The sequence below is a fragment of the Corynebacterium senegalense genome, from assembly GCF_900411315.1.
Lineage (GTDB): Bacteria > Actinomycetota > Actinomycetes > Mycobacteriales > Mycobacteriaceae > Corynebacterium > Corynebacterium senegalense.
Genome location: NZ_LS990887.1, coordinates 1314589 through 1338713 on the forward strand (window position 1 = coordinate 1314589; position 24125 = coordinate 1338713).

The window sequence follows — 24125 nt, forward strand, 5'->3', positions numbered from 1 at the left end:
ATCCGGTCCCCGCACGCCCCCGCTTCGACCGGACACCCAGGCAGGCACCCCGAAACAGAGGACAGTGATGACCGCCACACCCGCCAGGAAACGAAGGAGGCCGCTGATCACCGGCGGCGTGAGCCTCGTCGCCATCGCTGTCGCGACGCTGGCGATCGTCGGCTACGTGTGGGGCCCGGCCGCCGCGATCGTCTTCACCGGGTCTCCGCACTACCCGTTCCCGCCGACGCCGCAAAAGTACGCGAAGGACGTGGTCCGGGCGGCCGGTCTCGCCGGGATCTACGCATCCTCGGACGAGTTCGCCCCCGCCAGAAAGGACGCCCTGGAGCAGGTCAAGGGCGCCTCGTCGTACGAGGGCACCTACGGCCCTCTGCGCGAGGTGGTCAAGGCGGCCGGCGGCAAGCACTCGGACATCCTTCCGCCCGGGTCCGAGTCAGACGAGGGTGCAGCCCCGGCGCCGCCGACGGTCGTTCCGCGCGGCGACATTGCGATCGCCACTGTGCCGGAGGTGTCGCGCCACGACGACTCCCAGGGCTATGCCAACCGGCTGACCGACGGCATTCTTGCCCACGCCCGGTGCGGCGCCGTCGTGGACCTGCGCGGAAACGGCGGCGGCGACATGGGACCCATGCTCGCCGGGTTGTCGCCTCTCGTTCCCGACGGCGTCGCACTCTCCTTTGTTGGCCGGGGGCGCACGGCCGACGTCACGGTCAACGGCAATGCCGTCACCGGCGGCGGCACGGCGGTGACCACACATGGCGGCAAGCGGCAGGTTCCCGTCGCAGTGCTTGTAGACGCCTCCACAGCCTCATCGGCCGAAGCCACCATGCTCGCGTTCCGCGGCCTGGAGTCCTCGCGCAGCTTCGGCGTTCCGACCGCCGGATACGCCTCGGCGAACATCGCGGTGGATCTCCATGACGGGGCAACCATGCTGTTGACCACCGCCAAGGACAAGGACCGCACCGGGGAGGAGTTCGCCGAGGATCCCATCGCCCCGGACGTGGCGAGCCACGACGCCGAGGCAGACGCGCTCTCGTGGCTTGAGGAGCAGGGCTGTTCCCCCGCCTGAGGTCCGGCCCGACGCTGATCTCCGCAGATTTTATTAATTGGGATCTACCAAGTATTCTTCTGCCACATGACAACCGCGCACAAGACGCACACGGTGACCATGTGGACGCTGGTGTCGCTGATCATCGGCTCGACCATCGGGTCGGGCATTTTCGCGCTGCCGCAGAACATCGCGTCGGTGGCCAGCCCGGGCGCGATGCTCATCGGCTGGGTGATCGCGGGTGTGGGCATGCTCTCCATCGCGTTCGTCTTCCAGGTGCTGGCCCGGCGTGAGCCGCACCTGGATTCGGGTGTGTATTCCTACGTGCGCGCCGGTTTGGGTGACTTCATCGGTTTCACCTCGGGGTGGGGCTACTGGCTGGGCTCGGTGATGGCGCAGGTGGGTTATGCCACCCTGTTTTTCCGCACGTTGGGCTACTACGTTCCGGTGCTGCACAACCAGTGGGTGCTGGCGGTGGCGGTGTCGATGCTGACGTGGCTGATCTTCGCCGGGCTGTCGCGCGGGATCCGGCAGGCGGCGGTGATGAACCTGGTCACCACGATCGCCAAGCTCGTCCCGATCATCAGCTTCATCGTGCTGGTGGCGTTCCTCGGCTTCTCCTGGGACAGGTTCACTCTGGACTTCTGGGGGGAGAACTCCGGTATCGCGTTGAGCCAGCAGCTGCAGGGCATCATGTTGTTTACGGTGTGGGTGTTCATCGGTATCGAGGGTGCCTCGGTGTACTCGAAGCAGTCGAAGACGCGCCGCGACGTCGGCCGCGCCACCGTGGTCGGTTTCCTGTCAGTGCTGTTTCTTCTGGTGGCGGTGTCCACCCTGTCCTACGGTGTGCTGACCCGGGAGGAGCTCGCGGGGCTGCCGGAGAACTCGATGGGCGCGGTGCTCGAGGCCGTGGTCGGCCCGTGGGGCGGGGCGTTTATCTCGCTGGGGTTGTGCCTGTCGGTNGTGTCCACCCTGTCCTACGGTGTGCTGACCCGGGAGGAGCTCGCGGGGCTGCCGGAGAACTCGATGGGCGCGGTGCTCGAGGCCGTGGTCGGCCCGTGGGGCGGGGCGTTTATCTCGCTGGGGTTGTGCCTGTCGGTGCTGGGCGCGTACGTCTCGTGGCAGATGCTGTGCGCGGAGCCGCTGGTGATGATGGCCGGCGACGGCCTGCTGCCGAAGAAGCTGGCGGCGACGAACCACCTGGGCGCGCCGTGGCTGGCGCAGCTGGTGTCCACCGTGGTGATCCAGGTGTTCGTGATCATCTTCTTCGCCTCGGAGGCCTCCTACAACGCGATGGTGCAGCTGGCGACGATCATGTACCTGCTGCCGTACATTTTCTCGGCGCTGTACCTGATGATCCTGGCGGCCCGCGCGGCGCGGCGCCGCGATGTTGAGATGGCCACCGCCTCCGAGAACCGCCGCCACTTCGTGCTGGGCGCACTCGCGTTCGTGTACTCGGTGTGGCTGATCTACGCCGCGGACCCGGTCTACGTGCTGCTCGGCGCGCTCGCGGTGGTGCCGGGCCTGGTGCCCTACATCTGGACGCGGCGGGCAAACCGCGAGCGCCTCTTCAACGCCTTCGAGTGGGTGGTCGTCGCGGTGGTCATCGTCGGGGCGGTCTTCGCCGTCGCCGGGATCACCAACGGCACACTCACCCTGTCCTAGCTGTACCCCTCGCCCTTTCCGAGCTCCTCCGGCCCCACCCTGAGCAGCGGCCAGACGATCCGCGCGATGTGCCGGGGGTGCTTCGCCGGGTCGCCGAAGTTGAAGGCGGAGCGCACGAGGATGCTGCCCACCACCATCGAGACGATGGAGCGGGCGTCGACCCCGGGGGCGAACATCCCGCGCTCCACGCCCTTGCGCACGTAGACGGTGAGCCCGTCGAGGACCTCCTTGCTCAGCCGGTCGCCCCACTCGTCGACGTACTCCTCCCGGCTGGCCACCAGCGAGCCGATGAGCCGGATGCCGATCTCCTCCTCCAGGTGCTTTTGCAGCCTGGCCAGGAAGGATTCGAACTCCTCGTAGGTCGTGGGGTACTGCTGCGGGATGCGGATGACGACGTTCGAGAGGGCGTCGGCAAGCATCTCCCTGCGATCCTCGTAGCGGCGGTAGATGGTGGTTTTGGCCACCCCCGAGTGCGCGACGACGGCGTCGATGGTGACCGCGTTGAAGCCCTGCTCCCGCGCCAGCGTCAGCACGGAGCGGTAGATCTTTTCCTCTGTCGCCTGCCTGCGCTTGGGGCGCTGGCCTGCGGTGCTCTGTGTCCCACGTCTCATTTCCCCACTATGACACAAATTTGTAGCAGTTAAGTACTTTTCGCGACACTACCCCACTCCTGCCACCCCAGCCGCGCGCACAGCACGACCACGAGGACGAGCAGCGCCCAGCGCACGAGCTTCGATCCCCCGGCCAGCACCGTGCGCGCCCCGAGCTGCGCCCCGATCACGTTCGCCACCGCCAGGGCCAGCGCCAGGCGCCACGCGACGTGCCCGCCCGCGATGAACACCGTCAGCGCCCCCAGGTTGGTCGCGGTGTTGATCACCTTGGCCATCGCCGCGGAGCTCAGGAAGGCCTGCGAGAACACGGCCGTCAGCCCGAGGATCAGGAACATGCCGGTGCCGGGCCCGAAGATGCCGTCGTAGAAGCCCACGGCCGCAGCGAGGGCGGCGCCCGCCGCTACTCGACGCCCCGTCACCCGCGGCAGGCCCGTCTCCGTGCCGAAGGAGGGCTTGAGCGCCACGAACAGCCCGACGGCCAGCAGCAGCACGATGATCAGCGGGCGGATCACGCTCTCCTCCACCAGCGAGACCGCCAGCGCCCCGCACCCCGACATCACGAAAGCGAGCGCCGCGTAGCCCCACGTGCGTCGCGGGATGCCCACCCGGCGGCCCATCGTCACCGCGGCGGACGCCGTGCCGGTGAACGCCGCCACCTTGTTGGTGGCCAGCACCGCCGCCGAGGGCATCCCCGTGACCGACATGAGCACCGGGATGAGCACGAGGCCGCCGCCCCCGATCACGGCGTCGACCCAGCCGGCGAGCGCCGCCGCGCCCAGAAGCACCCCGAATGTCACCGCGCCACCGCCCCTGCTGCCTGCGTTTCGTGCTCCATACGGCCTGAGAGTACAGGGCGGGTAGCATGTCCCACCATGAATCGCTGGTTCGTCGTCGCCCCCGCGTCCGTGGCGCTCGGCTGGCTGCTGAACTGGCTGCACGTCCCCGCCGCCTGGATCCTCGGCGCGATCATCGCCTCCGGCGCGATGGCGCTGGGGACAGGGCGCGACCTCAAGGTCAACGCGCGCTTCTACAAGGTCTGCCGCGGCGTCATCGGCGTGCTCGCGGCCGTGCCGCTCGTCGGGATCCCCGCCGGCGAGCTCCTCCACTACCTGGTGCCCGGCCTCGTCGCGGCGGCGGTGACCACGGGCGCCGGCATCGTCGGCGGCTTCGTGCTCGCCCGCCACGGCGGGGTGAGCCGGGAGACGGGGGTGCTCTCCATGCTCGCCGGCGGGGCGTCGATCATGCCCGTCATCGCCCAGGAACTCGGCGCCGACATGCGCTACGTCGCCCTGACCCAGTACCTGCGCCTTCTCACCGTCTCCGTGACGCTGCCGGGTGTGACCTCGCTGTTGACGACGCCCTCTGCGGCGCCCCCGCCGGAGGAGGCGACGCAGTGGTGGATGTGGCCGCTCGTGCTGGCCATCGCCGTGGTCGGCGGGCCGATCGCCGAGAAGCTGCACATCCCCGTGCCCAGCGTGTTCGGGCCGCTGCTCATCACCGTGGCCGTCGGGTGGCTGCTGCCCGTGCCCATCGTCACGCCCCAGGCTCTGGCGGTCATGGCCTTCCTCTCCATCGGCTGGGTGTGCGGCGGCGGGCTGTCCGTGCCCTCGCTGAAGCACTTCGGCAAGCTGCTGCCGCTGACCATGGGCTACATCCTCGTGATGATGGCCGCCTGCGCGTCGATGGGCTGGGTCATCTCGAAGTGGCTGGGCGTGACCTTCTTCGAGGGCTACCTGGCCACCAGCCCCGGCGCGATCGAGACGGTCCTGGCGCTGTCCGCCGAGGGCGGGGCCGGCCCGGCCGTGATCACGCTGCAGCTCATCCGGCTCATCAGCGTCATGCTGGTGGCGGCCTACCTGCCGCGCATCCTGCGCCGCTTCTAGCAGCCTCTAGCTGCAGGTGCCGAGGATCTCGCGGGAGAGCAGGCGCATCGGCATCGAGCCGAGGCGCAGGGCGGCGTCGTGGAACTCGCGCGCCGTCATCCCCTGCGCGAGCGCGTCGTAGCGCAGCTGCAGCCACGCCCGGTAGCCCACCACATAGGAGGGCGCCTGGCCCGGCCAGCCCATGTAGCGGTCGATCTCGAAGGCGAGGCTCGTCTCCGGCAGGGCGGCGTTGTCGCGCAGGAAGGCCTTCGCGTACTGCGCGTCCCAGGTGCCCGACTTGTCCGGGGTCTTCTTGCGCAGGTGGACGCCGATGTCCACCGCCGCGCGGGCGAGGCGCAGCCGGCGCGCGCCGAGCAGCCCCATGCGCATCGCCGGGTCGTCGAAGGCGCCATGCTCCGCCATGAGCTGCTCGGCGTAGAGGGCCCAGCCCTCCCGGTGAGCGTCGTTCCAGTTCACCGCGCGGCGCCACAGGTTCAGCTCGGAGCGCTGGGTCAGCGCGCTGGCCTGCTGCAGGTGGTGGCCGGGCACGCCCTCGTGGAAGACGTGGGACTTCTCCTGCCAGGTGTGGAAGACCTCGCGGCCCTCGGGGATGGACCACCACATGGTGCCGGGGCGGATGAGGTCGTCGCTCGGCGGGGTGTAGTAGACCCCGCCGGTGCCGTCGCCGTCCACGGCGAAGTCGATGCGGGCGACCTCCTCCGGCAGGGTGAAGCACTCGGCGCGGAAGACGTCCATCGCCTCGTCGGTGGTGGCCACGATCCACTCGCGCAGCTCGTCGGTGCCGCGCAGGGTGTACCTTTCGTCCTCGTTGAGGCGTCGATAAGCGCTTTGCACCGTGCAGTCGGGGCCGAACATGTCGCGGGCGAGCTCGCGCTGCTGCGCCGTGGTCTCGCGCAGATCCTCCATCGCCCAGGTGTACGCCTCGTCGAGGTCGACCTTCGTGCCCAGGAAGAAGTGGGAGAACAGCTCGTAGCGCTCCCGCCCCACACCGTCGCCGTAGGCGGCCTGCGGGGACAGCTCGGTGGAGAGCCAGTCGGCCATCTCCTGAAAGGCGTCCTTCGCCTCCTCCACGACGGCGCTCTCCGGGGGCACTCCGAGCTTCTCCAGCAGGGAGCCCTCGTCGCCGAGGGACTCGCACTGGTTGATCACCGCGTCGATCTGGCGGTGGCTGGCCACGTTGCCCTGGGCGGCGGCCTCGGCGAGCGATTCGCGGTAGCCGTGCAGCGAGGCGCGGACCTGGGAGAGGCGGGACTCGACGTGCTCGATGTCCTCCTCGGAGACCTTGGGCATGAGCGCGAAGGAGTCGCGGATGTGCTGCACCGGCGAGTCGATGTTGTTGAGCATGCGCATGTACTCGCCGCGGTGGTGCAGGTCGAGCTCGAGGGTCATGCGCTCGCGCAGGATCGCGGCGGTGAGGTGGTCGACGGGGTCGAAGTCGTCCTCGTCGTCGGAGTCGTCGGTGCAGTCGTTGAGCGCGTCGACGTCGGCGACGAGGTCGCGGATCCGGTCCGCCACGGCGTCCCAGTGGGCGGGGCTGAAATCCTGCAGCTCGTGGTCGTGGCCCTCCACGCCAAGGTAGGTGGCCAGCGTCGGGGACAGCGCGGCGAGGTCGTAGACGAAGTCCTCGCAGGTGGCATCCAGAAGCGACGGGAGGCGGTCGGACGCGCCGTAGCCTGCAGTGTCTGACGTCATGAGCGGAAAGTGTAGTAAACCGACCTGCATTTTCCCACCTGAGCCTATGGTTGTGGGCATGAGCGAGCAGCAGCGGGAGCGGGCCCGCGACATCCTTGCCCACGCCCGCCACGTCGAGGTGTTCACCGGCGCCGGAATGTCGGCCGACAGCGGCATCGCCACCTACCGCGACGCGGTCACGGGGGTGTGGGAGAACGTCGACCCCGCCGCGATGGCCTCCATCGACGCCTGGGCGAGGCGCCCGGAGGAGATGTTCGCCTGGTACCTCTGGCGCGCCAGCCTGGTCAACGCGGCGGAGCCGAACGCGGGGCACCGGGCGATCGCCGAGTGGTCGCGCAATGGTGCGCGGCGGGTGACGGTGACCACCCAGAACATCGACAACCTGCACGAGCGGGCGGGCTCGGCAGACGTGGTCCACCTGCACGGCTCGCTGTTCGAGTTCCGCTGCTCCATCTGCGCGCGGCCCTGGCGCGGCGGGGTCGACTTCCCCGCCGAACCCGTGGAGGCGATCGCGCCGCCGGAGTGCCCGCTGTGCGGCAACCTGGTGCGGCCCGGGGTGGTGTGGTTCGGCGAGGCCCTGCCGCAGCGCGAGTGGGAAGAAGCGCAGCGGCGCATGGAGGAGGCGGACGCGGTGCTCATCGTGGGCACCTCGGGGGTGGTTCACCCGGCGGCGGGCCTGCCGCTCACCGCCCACGCACGCGGCGTGCCGATCGTGGAGGTCACCCCGATGCGTACCGAGCTGTCCACAATCGCCAGCGTCGTCGTCGAGGAAACTGCGGCAAAGGCCCTGCCCACACTGCTTGTCTAGACCCGCTGGACAAAGCGGTCTAGAAAGGGTTTATCATTGGGGCATGATCGCCTCCGGTTCCGCCTTCTCGCGCCCGCAGACCCCAGCGGCGAAGTGCCTCCACGTGATCCGGCTGCGCGAGTTGACGTCGAGAAGCGAGCTCGTGCAGGCCACGGGGCTGTCGCAGCCCACCATCACCCGCGCCATCGCCGCTCTCGTCGACGCCGGCTTCGTCACCGAGCGCACCGACCTGACCCGGGCCTGCGGGCGGGGTCGGCCCACCATCCCCCTGGAGCTGGGCGAGCCGCGCGCGATCCACGCCGGCATCTCCGTGGGCACCATGTCCACCTACGTCGCGCTGTTCGACCTGAAGGGGCGCACGCTGCGCAGCGTCGACATCGACATCCCGGTGGCCCGCCTCAGCGAGGACGACTTCATCCAGCACGTCATGGCCGGGCTCAACCGCCTCCGGGCCGGGCTGAACCGGCCGCTCGCCACGATCGGGGTGACCACCTCCGGCACAGTCACCGGCGACGGCGAGGTCTACGCCCCCAACCTGAACTGGCGCGGGGTGAACATCGGGGCGCAGATGCGCGAGCAGTTCGCGGTGCCGGTGGTGGTCACCTCCGCCGCCGCGGCGATCGTGGGCAGCGAGGCGCAGTCGAGCGACAGCCTCGAGCCCCCGACGATCATGGCGCTGTTCGCCGACGACTCCATCGGCTGCGCGGTCGCCGCCGGCGCGGAGGTCCTCCCCGTCGCCGTCTCCCGCGAGGACCTCACCACCCAGGGCCTCCTCGAGTCCATCAGCGATCCGGGCATCCGCACGCTTCACGACGCCGTCACCAGCGCCCGCCACGAACCCGGCACCCGCGCCGCCCTCGACGACCGGGCCCGCCAGCTGGGCGTCCTGGCGGCGCAGCTCTACGAGGAGCACACCCCCTCGACGGTGGTGGTGGCCGGCTCGGCCTTCATCGACGACCCGCTCGCCCCCGCCCCCTTCGCCCGCGCCGTGCGCGCCCACACCCCCGCCGGCACGCGGGTGGGCCTGCGCATGATCCCCACCCACCGCGAGGTGGTGCGCGACATCGCCCGCGCAGTCGCGCTAGACCTCGCCCTGCGAGAGCCCCTCGCGGTGGCGGCGGCCTAGCTGGACGTAACCGGCGGCGTGCTCGACTCGGTCGGCGCGGGAGCCGGGCTCGAGCGTCTTTCGCACCTTGGCGGGAACGCCGGCGGCGACGGAGAACGGCGGGATCTCCTGGTCCTCCAGCACCACCGCTCCCCCGCCGACGATGGAGCCCTCGCCGATGCGGGATCGGGAAAGGACCGTGGAGCCCATGCCGATGAGGCAGGCGGGCTCGACGTGGCAGCCGTGGACCAGGGCGAGGTGCCCGACGGTGACGTCCTCGCCGAGCACCGTCTCCCCGCCGGTGTCGACGTGGAGGACGGCGCCGTCCTGGATGTTCGTGCGCGCCCCGATGCGGATGGCGCCGACGTCGCCGCGGATGACCGCGCCCGGCCAGACGTTGGCGTCCTCGCCGATCTCGACGTCACCGATGACGGTGGCCTCCGGCGCGACGTAGGCGCTGGGGTGGATGCTGGGTTGCTTGCCCTCGAAGGCGTAGATCACGTGGTTCTCCTCTCTGGCGCGTGGCCCGTTGTGGCGTGCAGCCCACCCTAGCGGCACACAACTCGTAGACCGCATTGTCTGTTCCATCCCCGGGAATAGCGATGCCCGTCTTTCACGTTGCAACGTGTATCGTCCCTGGTTGACATACCAACAACTAGACCACTCTGTCTACACAGCGAGGAGCACCATGCACCTACCCAAGTGGGCCACCGGCTTCGGGGCCCAAGTCGTCGCCGGCCTCATCATCGGCCTCATCCTCGGCTTCGTCGCCCGCGCCGGCGAGGTCGACTGGCTCACCCAGACCCTCACCTGGCTCGGCTCCACCTACGTCCAGCTGCTCAAGCTGCTCATCCCGCCGCTGGTGTTCACGGCCGTGGTGACGTCGATAGCAAACCTGCGCAAGGTGACCAACGCCGCGCGCCTGGCGGTCAACACCCTCATCTGGTTCGCCATCACCGCGTTCTTCTCCGTGGTCATCGGCATCCTCGTCGGCGTGATCATGCAGCCGGGCGCGAACTCCACGGTGAGCCCCGACGCCGCCGCCGACCCCTCCGCCACCGGTTCCTGGCTGGGCTTCATCCAGTCCGTCGTGCCCGCGAACTTCCTCGGCCTGGGCGCCAAGGCCGCCTCGGACGGCTCGATCTCCGTGTCCTTCAACGTGCTGCAGATCCTGGTCATCTCGCTGCTCGTGGGCGTGGCCGCCGTGAAGGCGGGCAAGGCGGCCGAGCCCTTCATCGAGTTCTCCGAGTCCTTCCTCAAGGTCATCCAGGTGGTGCTCTGGTGGATCATCCGCCTCGCCCCGATCGGCACCGCCGCGCTGATCGGCAAGGCCGTGGCCACCTACGGCTGGGAGGCCCTCGGCTCGCTCGGCATGTTCGTCCTGGCCATCTACGTCGGCCTCGCCCTGGTCATCTTCGGCCTCTACCCCGCGGTGCTGGCCCTCAACCGCATTTCCGTGCCGGCCTTCTTCCGCCGCGTCTGGCCCGTGACCACCCTCGGCTTCGTCACCCGCTCCTCCATGGGCGTCATGCCCGTCAACCAGCGCACCGTCGAGGAATCGATGGGCGTGCCCGCCGAGTACGCCTCCTTCGCCATGCCGCTCGGCGCGACGACCAAGATGGACGGCTGCGCCTCCATCTACCCGGCCATCGCCGCGATCTTCGTCGCCCAGTTCTACGGCATGCCGCTGAGCGTCACCGATTACATCCTCATCGTGCTCGTCTCCGTGCTGGGCTCGGCGGCCACCGCCGGCACCACCGGCGCGACCGTCATGCTCACCCTCACCCTGTCCACCCTGGGCCTGCCGCTCGCCGGCGTGGGCCTGCTGCTCGCCGTCGAGCCGATCGTGGACATGGGCCGCACCGCCGTCAACGTCACCGGCCAGGCCGTCGTCGCCGCCGTCGTGGCCAAGCGCGAGGGCATCATCGACGAGAGCGCCTGGCAGGACGAGCGCGAGCCGCTACAGGTCTAGCTCGTCCAGCACGCTGGCGAGAGCGTCGCCCACGTTCGCGCGCCACAGGGTGGTCACCTTCGTGTCCGCCCGCCCCGGCCCGCCGTTGATCACAGCGGCGGGCTTTCCCTGTTTCAGCGCGTCGAGCACGAACTTGTAGCCGCTCATCACTGCCAGGGAGGTCCCCAGGGCAAGCACGCTTGTCGACGCCCCCAGCCACGCCTCCGCCTCCGCCCGGCGCGCCTTCGGCACCGCCTCGCCGAAGTACACCACGTCCGGCTTGAGCCGCTGCCCGCCACAGCGCACGCACCGCACCATCCGGAAGCGCTCCACGTCGCTGGCGCGCAGCTCTACGTCCCCGTCCGGGTTGATCATCGAGCCCGTGATTTCCACCGATTCGAAGAAGTTGGGGTTGGCGGCGGCGAGTCGGGCGTCTAAAAGCGCGCGCGTCTCAACGTTGCCGCAATCCAGGCACACCACGTGCTCCATGTCCCCGTGCAGCGAGAGGACATTCCTCGTGCCGGCCTGGCCGTGCAGCCCGTCGACGTTCTGCGTGATAACGCCCGTGAGCAGCCCGGCGCGCTCCAGCTCCGTGACCGCGAAGTGCGCGCGATTCGGCGGCGCGGCGCGCATGAAGCGCATCCCCACGAAGGCGCGCGCCCAGTAGCGACGCACCTGCTCGGGCGCGTGCGCGAACTCCTGGTAGGTCATCGGGCGGCCCCTGGTCAGGCGGCCTCCCTTCGAGCGGTAGTCCGGGATCCCCGACTCCGTGGACATCCCCGCGCCCGTGATGACCAGCACGTTTTTGTTCCTGAGCTGGTCGGCGACGTTCCGCAGGGCTTCCCCCGGTTCCGTCGGAGCGGCCGTCTCTTCCACCACGCGCTGGATCGAGCGCAGCGCGCTCCTGTGGGCCATCGCGATCGCCGGGTCGTCGAACTGGGTTCTGTCCTCCATCACCTCGCGAGGGTAGTCTGGGCTGGGCGGTTTGGGCGGGTTGGGCGGTTTCGTGACAGATTCCGGGCGGCCCGAATTTTCACCAGCGGAAGGTGACAAATTTCAGCCGCCGCACCCAAAATCTGTCACCACCCCACCTACCTGAACGGCACCTCGCCGATGGTGCGGCGCAGCTTCCGGGTGCGCAGCCGGGCGGGGTTCTTCGCCAGCCGCTCCATGGCCCGCACGGCGCACATGACGTGCGCTTCCTTGGAGTTGGAGTAGAACGCCTGCGCGGCGGCGGGGAGTTTGGGCACGGCATGCAGGGGCAGGTCGGAGACGGCAAGGAGGGTGCCGTAGGGCACGCGGTAGCGGTAGCCGTTGGCGGCGAGGGTGCACGATTCCATGTCCACAGCGGCCGCGGTGGAGCCGCGGAGCCATTCCCACAGATCGCGGGGTGTTTTCCATTCCCAGTTGCGGTCGGCGGTGGACAGGACGGTGCCGGTGCGCATGAGCTCGGTGTCCTCGCCGTAGACCTTCTGCACAGCCTTTTCCAGGGTGCGCTGGATTTCGGGGACGGCGGGGATGGGCGAGTCGGGGCGGATGTGTTCGTCGAGGACGCCGTCGTGGCGTTCGTAGGCGTTGCCGAGGATGAGGTCGCCGATGCGCATGCGCCCGTCGAGGCCGGCGCAGTGGCCGATCATGATCCACGCCTCGGGGCGCAGGACGGCGAGGGAGTCGGTGATGGTCTTGGCGTTGGAGGGGCCGACGCCGATGTTGATCATGGTGATGCCGTCGCCGGCGTCGGTGATGAGGTCGTAGCGCGGCATTTGGTAGCGCGAGGCGAGGTCGAGGTCCTCGAAGGCGACCGTGTCGGAGACGGTCTCCCCGTTGGGCAGGCGCAGTGCCGTGTAGCGCGATTCCGGGTCCGCCAGCTCGCGCAGTCCGAAGCGGACGAACTCGGTGACGTGCATGGCGTAGTTGGTGAACAGGATGTATTTCTGCAGCGTGTCGACCTCGATGCCGGTATAGTGCTCGAGGCGGGCGCAGGCGAGGTCGAAGCGCTGGGGGCCGAAGTGGAACAGTGGCTTCTCGGCGCCGTGGAAGGCCTCCCAGTGGCCGTCGACGATGGCGTCGTGGACGGAGTCGAGGGTGGGCCGGGGCACGGCGTCGGAGTGGGTCGCGCGCACTTCGTCGAGGGGCCCGACGCCGCGGATGTATTCGGGCGGGATGCGCTCGTCGGAGTAGCCGACGGAGATGACGGCGTCGTAGTTGGAGCACAGGGCGGCGAGCTGGGCGCGCAGGTAGCCCGCCATGAGGTCGGGGCGGGAGACGACGGCGGAGTAGGTGCCGGCCTCGTCGACGTAGCCGAAGGGTTCGGTGCGGTCGACGGGCACCCAGCTGGTGATTTCCACGCTGATCTTGGGGTAGCGCACCTCCGCGTAGTCGGCGAGGTTGCCCGAGTCCACAACGTCGCGCGCCAGGGCGCAGGAGGCGTTGTAGAGCTCGATCAGCTTGTCGACAGCACCGTCCACATCCAGGTTTGTCACCATGCTTCCCCACCCTACTTGCGCCCCCATTACAGTGGGCGGTCATGGGAGTTGCGGACGTTGCCCGGTGGGCGGAAGGTCGGATCCGGCGGGTGGGGGTGCGTCGTAAAGCGAAAGCCTCGTGGGTTCCCGCGGTGACGGGCTTCACGGGCTACGGCAGCCCGCAGCGGGCGCGCGTGGTCGGCCGGGTGCTCATGGAGGACCCGGCGGCGCCCGAGCCCGCGACGCCGCTGCAGCGCGGTTACCGGCAGTTTCTCACCACTCCGGTGCCCGACGTGCCCGTGACGGTCACGCTCGGCGGGCGCACGGTGACGGCCCGCGCGAACGACGAGGGCTACGTCGAGGTCCTTCTCGAAGGCCACGGCCTCGAGCCGGGGTGGCACAACGCGCTTCTCGACGTCCCCCTGGCCGCCCACCCCGCCAAAGCCCCCGTGCACATCATCGCGGACGACGTCACCCACGGGGTGATCTCGGACATCGATGACACGATCATGATCACCCAGCTGCCCCGCGCGGTGCTGGCGGCGTGGAACTCGTGGGTTCTGCCGGCGACGAACCGGCGGCCGGTGGAGGGCATGGCGGAGTTCCTCAACGCCGCCCGGACCCCGGAGGAGCCGGTGTTCTACGTGTCGACGGGCGCGTGGAACACCTACGAGATGCTGCGCGACTTCATGCGCCGCCACGGTTTCCCGGCCGGCCCGATGCTGCTCACCGACTGGGGCCCGACGCCGACGGCGCTGTTCCGCAGTGGCCCGGAGCACAAGCGCGTGCAGCTGCGCAACCTGCTGATCGACTTCCCCAACATCACCTGGACGCTGGTTGGCGACGACGGCCAGCACGACCCGATGATCTACTCCGACCTGGTCTTCGAGCACCCGGACCGGGTCAGGCTGGTGGCGCTGCGCGAGCTCAGCCCATCGGAGCACATCCTCGCCCACGGCACCGCGACGACGATGGAGCAGCCGGGTGACTACCGGGAGATCCCCGCCATCTTCGGCGCGGATGGAGCCGAGCTCGCCGAGGGGCTGCGGAAGCTGGGCTAGACCCCGGGCGCCAGACCCTCAGCGCTCAAGCCACTCCGAGCGGAACAGCCCGTGGCGGGAGCACGCCGCCTCCCAGCCGAAGGGGTTGATCTTCACCACCATACGGCGCTGGCAGAGCGGGCAGACGCGCGGGGCGTCGTAGGGCCTGTCCTCGCGCAGCGCGAACTGCACCGAACCGGACAGGATGGCGTCGGCAAGCTCGGTGCTGTCGGGAACTTTCACGCCTACAGCGCCTTGATGGTCTGCTCGATCGCGGTCTCGCCCTGCATGACCGGGGTGATGCCCAGGTTGCGGCGCGGGGCGATCTTGTCCACGAGGTCGCGGTCACGCTCGATGGGGCGGCCCAGCGTGGTGAGGTAGTTGCCGCCGATGATCGCGTTGGCGCCGCCGAGCAGGCCGGCCTCGGTGCCGTCGTCGCCGAGCGCGAGCTCCGTGCCGCCGGCGAAGCGCAGCTGCGCGGTGGGCATGGCCAGGCGGAACGCGGCGACGGCGCGCAGCGCCTCGCCCTGGGGCACGAGCGGGCGGTCGGCGAAGGGGGTGCCGGGGCGCGGGTCGAGGAAGTTCATCGGCACCTCGTGCGGCTCCACCGCGGCCAGCTGGGCGGCGAACTCCGCGCGCTGCTCCAGCGTCTCGCCCAGGCCGATGATGCCTCCGCAGCAGGTCTCCATGCCCTGCGCGCGGACGAACTCGAGGGTGTTCTTGCGCTCCTCCCAGGTGTGGGTGGTCACCACGTTGGGGAAGAAGGAGCGGGCCGTCTCGAAGTTGTGGTTGTAGCGGCTCACACCCATCTCGCGCAGCTGCTTCGCCTGCTCCTCGGTGAGGATGCCCAGGGAGGCGGAGATGGAGATGTCCACCTCCTCGTTGATGGCGGTGATGGCCTCACGCACCTGGTCGAGGAGGTTCTGGGTCGGGCCCTTGACGGCGGCGACGATGCAGAACTCGCTGGCACCCATCTTCTCGGACTGCTTCGCGGCCTCGACCAGCTCGGCGATATCCAGCGTCACCGCGCGCACGGGCGACTCGAACAGGCCAGACTGGGAGCAGAAGTGGCAGTCCTCGGGGCACCCGCCGGTCTTCAGCGAGATGATGCCCTCCAGGCTCACCTCCACGCCGCAGTGGCGGATGCGCACCTGGTGGGCGAGGTCGAGAAGCTCCTGCAGGTCCTCGTCCGGAACCTGGAGGACCTGGAGCAGCTCGGCCTCGCTGAGGCCCTCGCCGTTTTCCAGGACCTTTTCGCGGGCGATCTCGAGGATGGGGGCAGACATGTCGTGAACTCCGATCGGTGCGGGAAGTGCTCGAAAGAGCCGGGTAGAGCAAGTGGGAACACTATAACCCAGCACTTGAACGGTGTTCAGCTACTCCTCCGTTTCGGCGTTCCTCCTGGACAGGCGCAGGCTTTCCACCGTGCGCGCTACGGCCTTGACCCGGCGCGCCGCCTCGGCCGGCCCCGTGGCAGAGCGCAGCGCCTCCGCCAGGGTGCCCAGCAGCCCGGCGACGAGGAACTCGGCGCTCCACTTCATGTTGTCGGCGGGGATCTCTTCGCCGGGAGGGCCGAGTCGGGCGTCGAGAAGCTCGAGCATGACGGGCAAGAGGGCGTCGCGGCACCGGCCGTAGATGGCGGAGTCGGCGGGGCCGTGGATGAGGTTGAGCACCACCCGGCGGCGGGGACCGACCTCCTTGGCGAGCTCGAGCACGTTGTTCTCGTCGCCGTAGTTGTCGGCCAACCGCTGCGCGTAGCGCGCGATCGGCTCAACCAAGACTTGGTCGCCGACGGCCGTGAGGAGCTCCTCGCGCGACTCTAAATGCTCGTAGAACACCTGCCGGCTCACCCGGGCGTGCTTCACGATCTGCGAGACGCTCAGCTCCTCAGAGCGCTTCTCCGCCAGCAGCTTGATGCTCGCCTCGATCAGGCTCGTGCGCGTGCGCACCGCCCGCGGGTCGGTGCTTCCGGTCCTCCGGGGCATTCGCGCCACCTCCCTCTACTTCGTTTCCTGCTCCGCCGCCCCGCGCGAGCGGCCCCGGCCCCTTTATGCCATGACTTGCCGGGGCTGGTCCTCCCCGATGCCCTCCCGGGGGAGGTTGTCGTAGGGGGATCCGGACGCCCCGGCGGCAGACAGGCCGAGAGACAGGATGGTCAGGATGCGCTGGACAGAATCGTCTACTCCCTGGAATGTATCAAGGCAGTGGAACATCGCGGCAATCACTCCCCCGCCGAGGTAGACGGAGACGTCGTCGATCTGATCCTGCGTGAGGGAGGCGTCGTTCTCCTGCAGGAAGTGGGCGATGCGGTGGCTGACCAGGGGATGCAGGGGCCCGGTGAGCATCCTCTCGAAGCAGGACTGCACCGGGCTGTCCAGCACGTTGCACAGCAGATCCATCCACCCGGCCAGCGTACTGATCACGGCCGTCAGCAGATCCCGGCAGGAGGCGTCCTCCCCCACCTCCGCGATGGCGGCGACGAGCGGCTCGAGGACGTCGCGCTCGAGCACCGCCATGACGGCGCTATCTCGGTCCGCGAAGTGGGAGTGGTAGACCTGCCGGCTCGTCCCCACCGCGGAGACGATCTGAGACACAAGGAAACGCAACGATCAAGTACCTGCACACCATGGGCCTTCGCTCCGAGCACGCTTACGCTGCTGGCTTCGGCTCCATCGCCCTCACCGTTATCAACTGGGCTGGCTCCGAGCTGATGCACGCCGGCGACAAGGCGGACCGCAACGGCCTGTTCACCGGCCAGTGGGCTCCCACGCTCCTCATCACCGGCGTGGCGCTCGCTCAGTACGAGAGCATACTGGAGAAGTAAGATCTCGGCGGAAGCGCCGAACTAGCAAAACCGGGCCTGCCCCTTGCGGGGGCAGGCCCGGTTTTCTCAGCGGCGCTCTACGAACGTGCGTCGGCGTGCGGGAGCACGGCGAGCGGGGAGAGTTCGGTCAGCGACGCGATGCCACGCTCCTCGTCGCGGAACCATGCACGGATGCTATTGATGAAGCCCTTCATGGCCCACCTCCTTTCGTTACCAGGGAAGGTTGTTAACCTTCCGTTCATATTTCGGCAATCTTAGGTCCTGGCAAATAGTTTGTCAACAGCAACGATTGTGTCCCATCCACAAAAAAGGCCCCGGTGTAAACCGGGGCGTGGTTAAGGAACCTGGCGGTTACAGGAACGGGTAGGGGTCCCACCCGGTGAAGTACTCGATGCGCTCGCGGGCGATGAGCAGAATCGCGGCGACCACGGCCACGAGCACGATGGCCAGGAAGATCCAGCCCAGCGCGCGGCGGCCGCCGGAGGCTGCCGTGCCGTCCCCGGACGGGGAGAGGAAGTGGATGCTCAGGGAGAACAGCGCCGGCAGGCCTGCGCCCAACAGGATGCCCACGCCGGTGACGAGGAACAGGGATTGCAGCAGGTCAATCATGATGAGTGTCCTTTCCGGCGGTTAGCGGTGTAGGTGGTCGTGGCGGTCAGCGGTGGGGCCGCCGCGGAGGGACTCGAGGCCGCGGGAGGTGTCCACGAAGTCGGCGGGTTCCCCGGAGTCGCGGGAGCCCTTGGTCGCGTCGCTGGTGGTGTGCGCTGGGGACTTGGAGTCGCCGTCCCAGTCGTCGTTGACATTGTCCTTGTGCACCGGCTTCTGGGATGCCTGCCAGAACATGTAGCCGCCGCCGAGGAGGATGATCAGGGCTAGGGCGATTCCGCCCCACAACAGGTCGCCACCCAGCTCGGCCGCCCAGTGGCCGACCCACCAGGTGCAGAACGCCACCAGAGCGGCGACGGGCAGGGTGGTGATCCAGGCCAGCGCCATGCGGCCGGCCACGCCCCAGCGGACCTCGCCCTTCGGGCCGGTCAGGCCGGAGCCGAGGATGGAGCCGGTGGCCACGTGGGTGGTGGACAGTGCCATACCCAGGTGGGAGGAGGTGAGGATGATGGCGGCGGAGGAGGTCTCAGCGGCCATGCCCTGCGGCGGGTGGATCTCCACCAGACCCTTGCCCAAGGTGCGGATCACGCGGAAGCCGCCGGAGTAGGTGCCCAGCGCGATGGCGAATGCGCAGGCGAACTGGATCCAGAACGGCATCGGGTGATCCTGACCGAACTGGCCCGCGGCCACCATGGCCAAGAAGATGACGCCCATGGTCTTCTGCGCGTCGGAGGTGCCGTGCGCCAGCGCCACCAGGGAGGCGGTGCCGATTTGGCCCCAGCGGAAGTAGTTGTCGCGGTGGTCCTGTTCCGCGTTTGCGGTGATCTTATACACCAGCCAGGTGCCGATGGCGGCGATCAGGCCGGCGACGAACGGTGCGAACAGTGCCGGGAGGATGATCTTGTCCAGCACGCCGCCCCAGACCACGCCGTCGAAGCCGATGGCCGCGATTGCTGCACCGATCAGGCCACCGAACAGTGCGTGGGAGGACGACGACGGGATACCGAAGAGCCAGGTGAACAGGTTCCACATGATGCCGCCGGCTAGGCCGGCGAACACCACGAGGAGGAGCCGCTCGGAATCGACAGTGTCATTCAGGTCGAAAAGGTCGAGTTTCACAATGCCGCCCGCGACCGTCTTAGCCACGGCGACGGAGAGAAACGCGCCGACAAGGTTAAGAACACCGGCGAGCGCCACAGCCACCTTGGGCTTGAGTGCGCCAGTGGCGATGGAGGTAGCCATCGCGTTTGCGGTGTCGTGGAAGCCGTTGGTGAAGTCGAAGAACAAGGCAACGACGATGATCAGTACGAGGAGGATTGTGATGCTCACGCGGGAAATTATGCTCCTACACTCGCACATGAAATACGCCCGGGATCGAATGTTCATCTGCCGGCAATATTGGCGCCTCGGCCTACTGGCCCCTAGCTGGCCCGACACTCTAGGGAGCGCCAAGAATTCGTATTCCCGTAACCGTGCTTAACCTGCGATCATGTCCCATACCGTTACGCCCATGATCACCAGGCCCACCACCAGCACGAAGATGGTGTCCGGGCGGCGGGCGTAGTGCTTCAACGCCGTGGTCTTGGCAAACAGCAGCGCGGGCGTGATGTAGACCAGAAACGCCACGAAGATGCCGCCGACCACGGAGATCATGTCCAGAATCGACGGGTTCACAACGGCGACAAGTACTGCGGTGACAAAGACGAAAATGTTGACGGCGAGGCGAAGCGTAGACGTCGAGAAGCGAGCCGCGACGTTCGGCGCCACACCGCGCACGTGTTGTGTCCTCTAGCGTGGTGTATCTGTGACTGCTGGTGAGGGGCCTGATGAATGCGTGAGGCGACCACCGCAGTACCTTTCGAGTCAACTCCTACATCTCCTCGAAAGGAAAATATCCGCGATGGCCGCTGGACCCAATCATATCGACCCCACCGCCTACCTTGATGAACTGCTCGCCCAAGCTTCCCCGGATCTGATGCGGCAGATGCTGCAGGACTTCATCAACCAGATCCTCTCCACCCAGGCAGACAGTGTCTGCGGCGCCGAGTACGCCACCGTCTCCGATCAGCGCACCAACCGACGCAACGGCTATCGCACACGTCAACTCGACACCAGAGTCGGCACCATCGATGTTGCGGTACCGAAACTGCGGGCCGGTTCCTTCTTCCCCGACTGGCTACTCGAGCGACGCACCCGCGCAGAGCGCGCCCTGTCCACCGTGATCGCCGCCTGCTACCTTGAAAGGAGTCTCCACCCGCAGGATGAACGATCTCGTCGCCACCTTCGGCATCACCAACTTGTCGAAATCGCAGGTCAGTGACATGGCCAAAGAGCTCGACGGGATGGTGGAGGACTTCCGCACCCGCCCGTTGGATTCAGACCCGTATTTCTATGTCTCGTGCGACGCGCTGACGATGAAAGTCAGCGAAGGCGGGCGCGTGGTCAAAACCAGCGTGCTGTTGGCCACCGGCGTCAACAATGATGGCTACCGGGAACTGCTCGGCATGCACGTCGCCACCGCCGAGTCAGTCGCATCATGGACGGGATTCTTCCGCGACCTCAAAAGCCCGCGGCCCGGGGGACGTGTATGTGGTCACCAGCGACGCCCACTTGGGCATCCAAGCCGCGGTTAGCGAGGTGGTGCCGAATGCTGCCTGGCAGCGCTGCCGCACCCATTTTTCGAAGAACCTCTCCTCGATGGTGCCGAAGACCCAGTGGCCGACTGTGTCGGCGATGTTCCACACGATCTTCCAGCAACCCGACTCGCAAGCGGTGTGGAAACAGGCCCACGACGTGGTGGAATTCTGCCAGCAGAAATTCCCGCACGTGGCCGACTACCTGGAGAAATCACTCGACGACCTGCTCGCGTTTACCAACACGCCAAAAGCCGTGTGGACCAAGGTGTGGTCGAACAACCCCACCGAACGGCTCAACCGTGAAATCCACCGGCGCACAGATGTCGTCGGGATCTTCCCCGACCGTGACGCCGTGATCTGCTTGGTTGGCGCAGTCCTCGCCGAACACCATGACGACTGGATCCAGCAAAAGCGCTACATGTCGCTGACAAGCCTGGAACAGACTAAAACCATGATCGCCAGCACCGTCATCGACGCCGCCGAGACCACTGAAAACGCCGCATGATGACGCACCAACACCGATCACGCGCCGGACCGTAAACCCATCACGCTGCTAGCTCTATCGAAAGGGCAGATACACCACACCACCGGACTTGACCGGACGCGGACCACAAACGCCGTCGCGCACCCGACGAACCCACATGACTTTTGGGACTGATTGTCCCACGACCGCACAAAAAATGTGACGATTCACGTGCTTTTCTACCCCCGCCGGTACCCTCGTCGTCATGCCTGATACCCACGACGTCACCCAATCCGCGTTGCTGCTGCTCAAGGAGATGATCAAGAATGCGTGCGTGAACGACCTCACCGCCGATTCCGGCCACGAGGTCCGCAACGCGGACACCCTCGAGCGCTTCTTCGCCGGCTCCGGCGCGCGGGCCCAGCGCTTCGAGCCGCACCCGGGGCGGGTGTCCATCGCCTTCACCGTCGAGGGCTCCGACCCGTCCGCCGAGCCCCTGACCCTGCTGGGCCACACCGACGTCGTGCCGGTCGACGAGGCGAAGTGGAGCGTGGATCCCTTCGCCGCCGAGGAGATCGACGGGCGCATCTACGGCCGCGGCTCGACGGACATGCTCTACATCACGGCGGCGATGGCGGCGGTGACCAGGGAGGTCGCCTTCTCGGACACTCCGCCTCGCGGCACCCTGACCTTTGTGGGCTGCGCGGACGAGGAGGCCCGCGGCGGGCTCGGGGCCGGGTGGCTCGCCGAGCACGCCGGCGAGGCGTTCAGCTGGAGGAACTGCCTGTCCGAGGAGGGCGGGTCCCACCTGCCGGTGGCGGACGGCTCCGACGCGCTCGTCGTGGTCGTCGGCGAGAAGGGCGCAGCGCAGCGCCGCCTGCACATCCACGGCGACGCCGGGCACGGCTCGACCCCCTACGGACGCGAGTCGACGGTCGCGCTCATCTCCGAGGTGGCGCGGCGCGTGGTGGCGCTCGAGCCGGAGGTGCGCGCCGACGAGCTGTGGGAGGGCTACGTGCGCGCGTTCCGCTTCGACCCCGACACCGAGAGCGCGCTTCTCGACGGCCACAACTACGCCGCCCTCGACGACCTCGCCCGCTACTCCCACGCCATGAGCCACCTCACGGTCGCGCCGACCGTCCTCCGGGCCGGCTCCGCGATCAACGTCCTGCCCTCGGCGGCCTACCTGGAGCTGGACATCCGCCCCCTGCCCGGGCAGACGCAGGAAGAGATCGACGCCCTGCTGCGCACCGCGCTCGGCGATCTCGCCGACCGCGTGGAGATCGAGCACCTCATCACCGAGGACGCCACGGTCTCCCCGGCCTCCGGCCCGCTTTACGACGCCCTCGTGGCCACCCTGGGGGAATTCTTCCCGGGCGTGCCGGTCGTGCCGACCATCGCCGCCGGCGGCTCCGACCTGCGCTTCGGCCGCCGCAAAGGCGGTGTGGGCTACGGCTTCGCGCTGCACCGCCGGGGCAACACGCTGGGCACGGTGCTCGACCTGCTGCACAGCCACGACGAGTACGTCGAGGTGGAGGACGTGGAGCTGACCACCCTGGCCTACCGCTCGCTGGTGCGCCGTTTCCTCGGTGCCTGAGCGGCTAGGGCCACTCGTAGAGCGTCGCTTCCCCGGCGCGCACGCGGACGCCGGGGGTGGGGTCGAGCCAGGCGTCGACTAGCAGCTCGTGCCCCTCTGAATAGGTGCGCAGGCTGATCGTCTCGTTGGTTTTGTCCAGCACCTCGACGTGCGCGCGGGTGAGCCACGGGTGGCGGCGGCGCAGCCCGATGAGCGCCTGGTGCTGCTCGAAGATCCACCGGCCGAGCGGGGACAGCTCGGCGGGGTCGGCGGGCAGGGCGGGACGCACGGCGTCGTCGGCCTCGAAGCCCTCGGTGCGCAGGCCCTCGAAGCCCTGCTCGTCGCCGTAGTAGATGCTCGGCATGCCGGGCAGGGTCATGAGCAGGGCCAGCGCCACGATCTCGCCGTCCTGGCCGACGATGCTGGCGATGCGGTCGACGTCGTGGTTGCCGATGAACGTGTTCGGCAGGACCCGCCCGCTGATCGCCTCGTGGCGGGACAGGGCGTGGTCGAGCTCCCAGAAGTTGCGGTCCTTGATCGACGACCACAGCGCCTTCCACAGCTCGTACTGCGTCACCGCATCCATCGTCCCGGCCTCCGCGATTCCCGCGTAGTCGCCGTGGATGACCTCGCCGAGGAACATCGCGTCCGGGAACTCCTCGCGCACCCGGCCGATGACCTCGCGCCAGAACTCGGGGGGCACGGAGTAGGCGACGTCGAGGCGCCAGCCGGCGATCCCGCGGCGCAGCCAGTGCAGCATGATGTCGGTGACCAGGTCCTTGACCCGGTCATCGGCGTGGTGGAGGGTGGCCAGCTCGTCGTGGCCCTCCCAGCTGGTCTCGCCCGCCAGGCCCTCCGCGACCGCGGGGTGGGTCGCGGCGACGTGGTTGAACACCCCGTCGAGCATGACGTTGATGCCGCGCGCGTTGCACTCGGCGATGAGCCAGTCGAAGTCGGAGTCGTCGCCGAGGCGGGCGTCGATGGCGTAGTGGTCGAGGGTGTCGTAGCCGTGGCCCACGGATTCGAAGATGGGGCCGAGGAGCAGTCCGTTGCAGCCGAGCTCGATGAGGTAGTCGAGCCAGGGGCCGAGGCTTCGCAGCCGGTGGTCCGCGTCGTCGGTGACGCGGTTTCTCACGGGCGCGCCTGTGGCGCCGAGCGGGTAGACGTGCCACCAGATGGTGTCGGCAATCATCGCAACTCCTTGTCGGGCATGAGAGGTCGGACAGCAGGTACTCCAGCCAGGCTACGTCCCCCTCCGGGATCCGGGCGGGCGGCCCCGCTTCACGACGCCACCCCGCCGCCCCGGAGGAACCCGAACGCCTTCGCCGAGGCAGAGCCGTTCATCATGGCGGCCGTCTTCGCCGCCCTCGCCTGGACGCTGCCGGGCACGCCCTCCATCTGCGCCGTCCTTGCCGTGCTCCCCACCATGTTCCCCCAGCTCACCGGCCAGTACTGGCTGCGCTCCTACGCCCCCCGGCCCCGCCCGCGGCGGATGCTGACCAAGGCGAACATCCGGTTTTTCGTCCTCTGGATCCTCGGCCTGGTGGGCATCGCCCTCAACGCCTTCGCCAACAGCGAAAGCGGGCACACCGGGATGGTTGTCGGCGTGGCCACCGCCACGCTGCTCACGCTGGCCATCGGCCCGGCCATCGCACTGGGCAGGCGCCACGCGGACGAGAGGCGGCTCAACGCGGAGTTCGAGGACTAGCGCCGGACTGGCCCAAGACTGGCGCCGGTGGGGCGTCGAGAAGC

The 24125-nt window shown here is 68.4% G+C and carries 24 protein-coding genes and 1 pseudogene; 11 read left to right on the forward strand and 14 right to left on the reverse strand.

What is annotated here, in order from left to right:
• Positions 1-67 precede the first annotated feature (67 nt).
• Together DYZ02_RS06465 and DYZ02_RS06470 are read left to right on the forward strand one after the other, a co-directional pair.
• Complete coding sequence (locus tag DYZ02_RS06465) at positions 68-1069, forward strand: S41 family peptidase (protein ID WP_147291484.1); 1002 nt, start codon at positions 68-70, stop codon at positions 1067-1069.
• A gap of 66 nt (positions 1070-1135) precedes the next feature.
• Positions 1136-2713 carry an amino acid permease gene (locus DYZ02_RS06470; RefSeq protein ID WP_245945689.1) on the forward strand — a complete coding sequence of 526 codons (1578 nt, stop codon included), beginning with the start codon at positions 1136-1138 and terminating at the stop codon, positions 2711-2713.
• On the opposite strand, the gene DYZ02_RS06475 is transcribed toward DYZ02_RS06470, so the two are convergent.
• Together DYZ02_RS06475 and DYZ02_RS06480 are read right to left on the reverse strand one after the other, a co-directional pair.
• The gene (locus DYZ02_RS06475; RefSeq protein WP_115685507.1) at positions 2710-3324 is read right to left on the reverse strand and encodes a TetR/AcrR family transcriptional regulator; all 615 of its coding nucleotides are present in this window, start codon (positions 3322-3324) and stop codon (positions 2710-2712) included. The two genes, DYZ02_RS06470 and DYZ02_RS06475, sit on opposite strands and share 4 nt — an antisense overlap.
• Positions 3325-3353: 29 nt before the next feature.
• Positions 3354-4121: a TSUP family transporter gene (locus DYZ02_RS06480; RefSeq protein WP_115685508.1), complete on the reverse strand. Its 768-nt coding sequence runs from the start codon at positions 4119-4121 to the stop codon at positions 3354-3356.
• A 75-nt stretch (positions 4122-4196) separates the two neighbouring features.
• On the opposite strand from DYZ02_RS06480, the gene DYZ02_RS06485 reads away from it, so the two are divergent.
• On the forward strand, positions 4197-5207 hold the full coding sequence (locus tag DYZ02_RS06485; RefSeq protein WP_115685509.1) for an AbrB family transcriptional regulator: 1011 nt from the start codon (positions 4197-4199) through the stop codon (positions 5205-5207).
• A 6-nt stretch (positions 5208-5213) separates the two neighbouring features.
• On the opposite strand, the gene DYZ02_RS06490 is transcribed toward DYZ02_RS06485, so the two are convergent.
• Positions 5214-6899, reverse strand: coding sequence for a DUF885 domain-containing protein (locus DYZ02_RS06490; protein WP_115685510.1), 1686 nt, complete (start codon positions 6897-6899; stop codon positions 5214-5216).
• Positions 6900-6957: 58 nt separating this feature from the next.
• On the opposite strand from DYZ02_RS06490, the gene DYZ02_RS06495 reads away from it, so the two are divergent.
• A complete protein-coding gene (locus DYZ02_RS06495; protein WP_115685511.1) occupies positions 6958-7707 on the forward strand; it encodes an NAD-dependent deacylase in 750 nt (249 codons plus the stop codon).
• A gap of 43 nt (positions 7708-7750) precedes the next feature.
• The gene (locus DYZ02_RS06500; RefSeq protein WP_115685512.1) at positions 7751-8833 is read left to right on the forward strand and encodes an ROK family transcriptional regulator; all 1083 of its coding nucleotides are present in this window, start codon (positions 7751-7753) and stop codon (positions 8831-8833) included.
• Here DYZ02_RS06500 and DYZ02_RS06505 read toward each other — a convergent pair.
• Positions 8789-9313: a gamma carbonic anhydrase family protein gene (locus DYZ02_RS06505; RefSeq protein WP_245945690.1), complete on the reverse strand. Its 525-nt coding sequence runs from the start codon at positions 9311-9313 to the stop codon at positions 8789-8791. The two genes, DYZ02_RS06500 and DYZ02_RS06505, sit on opposite strands and share 45 nt — an antisense overlap.
• Before the next feature lie 187 nt (positions 9314-9500).
• Here DYZ02_RS06505 and DYZ02_RS06510 point away from each other — a divergent pair, with 187 nt between their 5' ends.
• Complete coding sequence (locus tag DYZ02_RS06510) at positions 9501-10784, forward strand: dicarboxylate/amino acid:cation symporter (protein WP_115685514.1); 1284 nt, start codon at positions 9501-9503, stop codon at positions 10782-10784.
• On the opposite strand, the gene DYZ02_RS06515 is transcribed toward DYZ02_RS06510, so the two are convergent.
• Both DYZ02_RS06515 and amn read right to left on the reverse strand, forming a co-directional pair.
• Positions 10773-11717: a Sir2 family NAD-dependent protein deacetylase gene (locus tag DYZ02_RS06515; protein WP_115685515.1), complete on the reverse strand. Its 945-nt coding sequence runs from the start codon at positions 11715-11717 to the stop codon at positions 10773-10775. The two genes, DYZ02_RS06510 and DYZ02_RS06515, sit on opposite strands and share 12 nt — an antisense overlap.
• A gap of 137 nt (positions 11718-11854) precedes the next feature.
• Complete coding sequence (gene amn, locus DYZ02_RS06520; protein ID WP_115685516.1) at positions 11855-13249, reverse strand: AMP nucleosidase; 1395 nt, start codon at positions 13247-13249, stop codon at positions 11855-11857.
• Positions 13250-13290: 41 nt separating this feature from the next.
• Between amn and DYZ02_RS06525 the strand changes: the two genes are divergently transcribed.
• Positions 13291-14289 (forward strand): App1 family protein phosphatidate phosphatase, encoded by a 999-nt coding sequence (locus DYZ02_RS06525; RefSeq protein ID WP_115685517.1) that lies wholly within the window; start codon positions 13291-13293, stop codon positions 14287-14289.
• An 18-nt stretch (positions 14290-14307) separates the two neighbouring features.
• On the opposite strand, the gene bsaP is transcribed toward DYZ02_RS06525, so the two are convergent.
• The 4 genes from bsaP to DYZ02_RS06545 form a co-directional block, all read right to left on the reverse strand.
• A complete protein-coding gene (bsaP, locus tag DYZ02_RS06530; RefSeq protein WP_115685518.1) occupies positions 14308-14511 on the reverse strand; it encodes a biotin synthase auxiliary protein BsaP in 204 nt (67 codons plus the stop codon).
• A gap of 2 nt (positions 14512-14513) precedes the next feature.
• Positions 14514-15554, reverse strand: a complete 1041-nt coding sequence (bioB, locus tag DYZ02_RS06535) for a biotin synthase BioB (RefSeq protein WP_115685519.1) — start codon at positions 15552-15554, stop codon at positions 14514-14516.
• 90 nt (positions 15555-15644) lie between these two features.
• Positions 15645-16253, reverse strand: a complete 609-nt coding sequence (locus DYZ02_RS06540; protein ID WP_115685520.1) for a TetR/AcrR family transcriptional regulator — start codon at positions 16251-16253, stop codon at positions 15645-15647.
• Positions 16254-16316: 63 nt separating this feature from the next.
• The gene (locus DYZ02_RS06545; RefSeq protein WP_147291485.1) at positions 16317-16862 is read right to left on the reverse strand and encodes a hypothetical protein; all 546 of its coding nucleotides are present in this window, start codon (positions 16860-16862) and stop codon (positions 16317-16319) included.
• A gap of 32 nt (positions 16863-16894) precedes the next feature.
• Here DYZ02_RS06545 and DYZ02_RS06550 point away from each other — a divergent pair, with 32 nt between their 5' ends.
• Entirely contained in the window at positions 16895-17092 is a 198-nt protein-coding gene (locus DYZ02_RS06550; protein ID WP_115685522.1) for a hypothetical protein, read from the forward strand.
• A 351-nt stretch (positions 17093-17443) separates the two neighbouring features.
• Here DYZ02_RS06550 and DYZ02_RS06555 read toward each other — a convergent pair whose 3' ends face one another.
• The 3 genes from DYZ02_RS06555 to DYZ02_RS06565 all read right to left on the reverse strand — a co-directional run bounded on the left by DYZ02_RS06555 (position 17444) and on the right by DYZ02_RS06565 (position 19465).
• A complete protein-coding gene (locus DYZ02_RS06555; RefSeq protein ID WP_115685523.1) occupies positions 17444-17701 on the reverse strand; it encodes a hypothetical protein in 258 nt (85 codons plus the stop codon).
• Between the two features lie 21 nt (positions 17702-17722).
• Positions 17723-19027 carry an inorganic phosphate transporter gene (locus DYZ02_RS06560; protein WP_181896910.1) on the reverse strand — a complete coding sequence of 435 codons (1305 nt, stop codon included), beginning with the start codon at positions 19025-19027 and terminating at the stop codon, positions 17723-17725.
• A gap of 147 nt (positions 19028-19174) precedes the next feature.
• Positions 19175-19465, reverse strand: coding sequence for an amino acid transporter (locus DYZ02_RS06565; RefSeq protein WP_245945691.1), 291 nt, complete (start codon positions 19463-19465; stop codon positions 19175-19177).
• A 133-nt stretch (positions 19466-19598) separates the two neighbouring features.
• On the opposite strand from DYZ02_RS06565, the pseudogene DYZ02_RS06570 reads away from it, so the two are divergent.
• Positions 19599-20839 (forward strand): annotated as a pseudogene (locus tag DYZ02_RS06570) (IS256 family transposase).
• Positions 20840-21062: 223 nt separating this feature from the next.
• Positions 21063-22394, forward strand: a complete 1332-nt coding sequence (locus DYZ02_RS06575) for a M20/M25/M40 family metallo-hydrolase (RefSeq protein WP_115685526.1) — start codon at positions 21063-21065, stop codon at positions 22392-22394.
• A 4-nt stretch (positions 22395-22398) separates the two neighbouring features.
• Here DYZ02_RS06575 and DYZ02_RS06580 read toward each other — a convergent pair whose 3' ends face one another.
• Positions 22399-23565, reverse strand: a complete 1167-nt coding sequence (locus tag DYZ02_RS06580) for an alpha-amylase family protein (protein WP_115685527.1) — start codon at positions 23563-23565, stop codon at positions 22399-22401.
• Positions 23566-23718: 153 nt separating this feature from the next.
• Here DYZ02_RS06580 and DYZ02_RS06585 point away from each other — a divergent pair, with 153 nt between their 5' ends.
• Positions 23719-24081: a hypothetical protein gene (locus DYZ02_RS06585; protein WP_115685528.1), complete on the forward strand. Its 363-nt coding sequence runs from the start codon at positions 23719-23721 to the stop codon at positions 24079-24081.
• Positions 24082-24125: the final 44 nt, after the last annotated feature.

Coding starts and splice junctions, on each gene's coding strand:
- DYZ02_RS06465 (WP_147291484.1), top strand. CDS start 68: ATGACCGCCACACCCGCCAGGAAACGAAGGAGGCCGCTGATCACCGGC.
- DYZ02_RS06475 (WP_115685507.1), bottom strand. CDS start 3,324: ATGAGACGTGGGACACAGAGCACCGCAGGCCAGCGCCCCAAGCGCAGG.
- DYZ02_RS06485 (WP_115685509.1), top strand. CDS start 4,197: ATGAATCGCTGGTTCGTCGTCGCCCCCGCGTCCGTGGCGCTCGGCTGG.
- DYZ02_RS06490 (WP_115685510.1), bottom strand. CDS start 6,899: ATGACGTCAGACACTGCAGGCTACGGCGCGTCCGACCGCCTCCCGTCG.
- DYZ02_RS06495 (WP_115685511.1), top strand. CDS start 6,958: ATGAGCGAGCAGCAGCGGGAGCGGGCCCGCGACATCCTTGCCCACGCC.
- DYZ02_RS06500 (WP_115685512.1), top strand. CDS start 7,751: ATGATCGCCTCCGGTTCCGCCTTCTCGCGCCCGCAGACCCCAGCGGCG.
- DYZ02_RS06510 (WP_115685514.1), top strand. CDS start 9,501: ATGCACCTACCCAAGTGGGCCACCGGCTTCGGGGCCCAAGTCGTCGCC.
- DYZ02_RS06515 (WP_115685515.1), bottom strand. CDS start 11,717: ATGGAGGACAGAACCCAGTTCGACGACCCGGCGATCGCGATGGCCCAC.
- amn (WP_115685516.1), bottom strand. CDS start 13,249: ATGGTGACAAACCTGGATGTGGACGGTGCTGTCGACAAGCTGATCGAG.
- DYZ02_RS06525 (WP_115685517.1), top strand. CDS start 13,291: ATGGGAGTTGCGGACGTTGCCCGGTGGGCGGAAGGTCGGATCCGGCGG.
- bioB (WP_115685519.1), bottom strand. CDS start 15,554: ATGTCTGCCCCCATCCTCGAGATCGCCCGCGAAAAGGTCCTGGAAAAC.
- DYZ02_RS06540 (WP_115685520.1), bottom strand. CDS start 16,253: ATGCCCCGGAGGACCGGAAGCACCGACCCGCGGGCGGTGCGCACGCGC.
- DYZ02_RS06550 (WP_115685522.1), top strand. CDS start 16,895: ATGGGCCTTCGCTCCGAGCACGCTTACGCTGCTGGCTTCGGCTCCATC.
- DYZ02_RS06555 (WP_115685523.1), bottom strand. CDS start 17,701: ATGATTGACCTGCTGCAATCCCTGTTCCTCGTCACCGGCGTGGGCATC.
- DYZ02_RS06575 (WP_115685526.1), top strand. CDS start 21,063: ATGCCTGATACCCACGACGTCACCCAATCCGCGTTGCTGCTGCTCAAG.
- DYZ02_RS06580 (WP_115685527.1), bottom strand. CDS start 23,565: ATGATTGCCGACACCATCTGGTGGCACGTCTACCCGCTCGGCGCCACA.
- DYZ02_RS06585 (WP_115685528.1), top strand. CDS start 23,719: ATGGCGGCCGTCTTCGCCGCCCTCGCCTGGACGCTGCCGGGCACGCCC.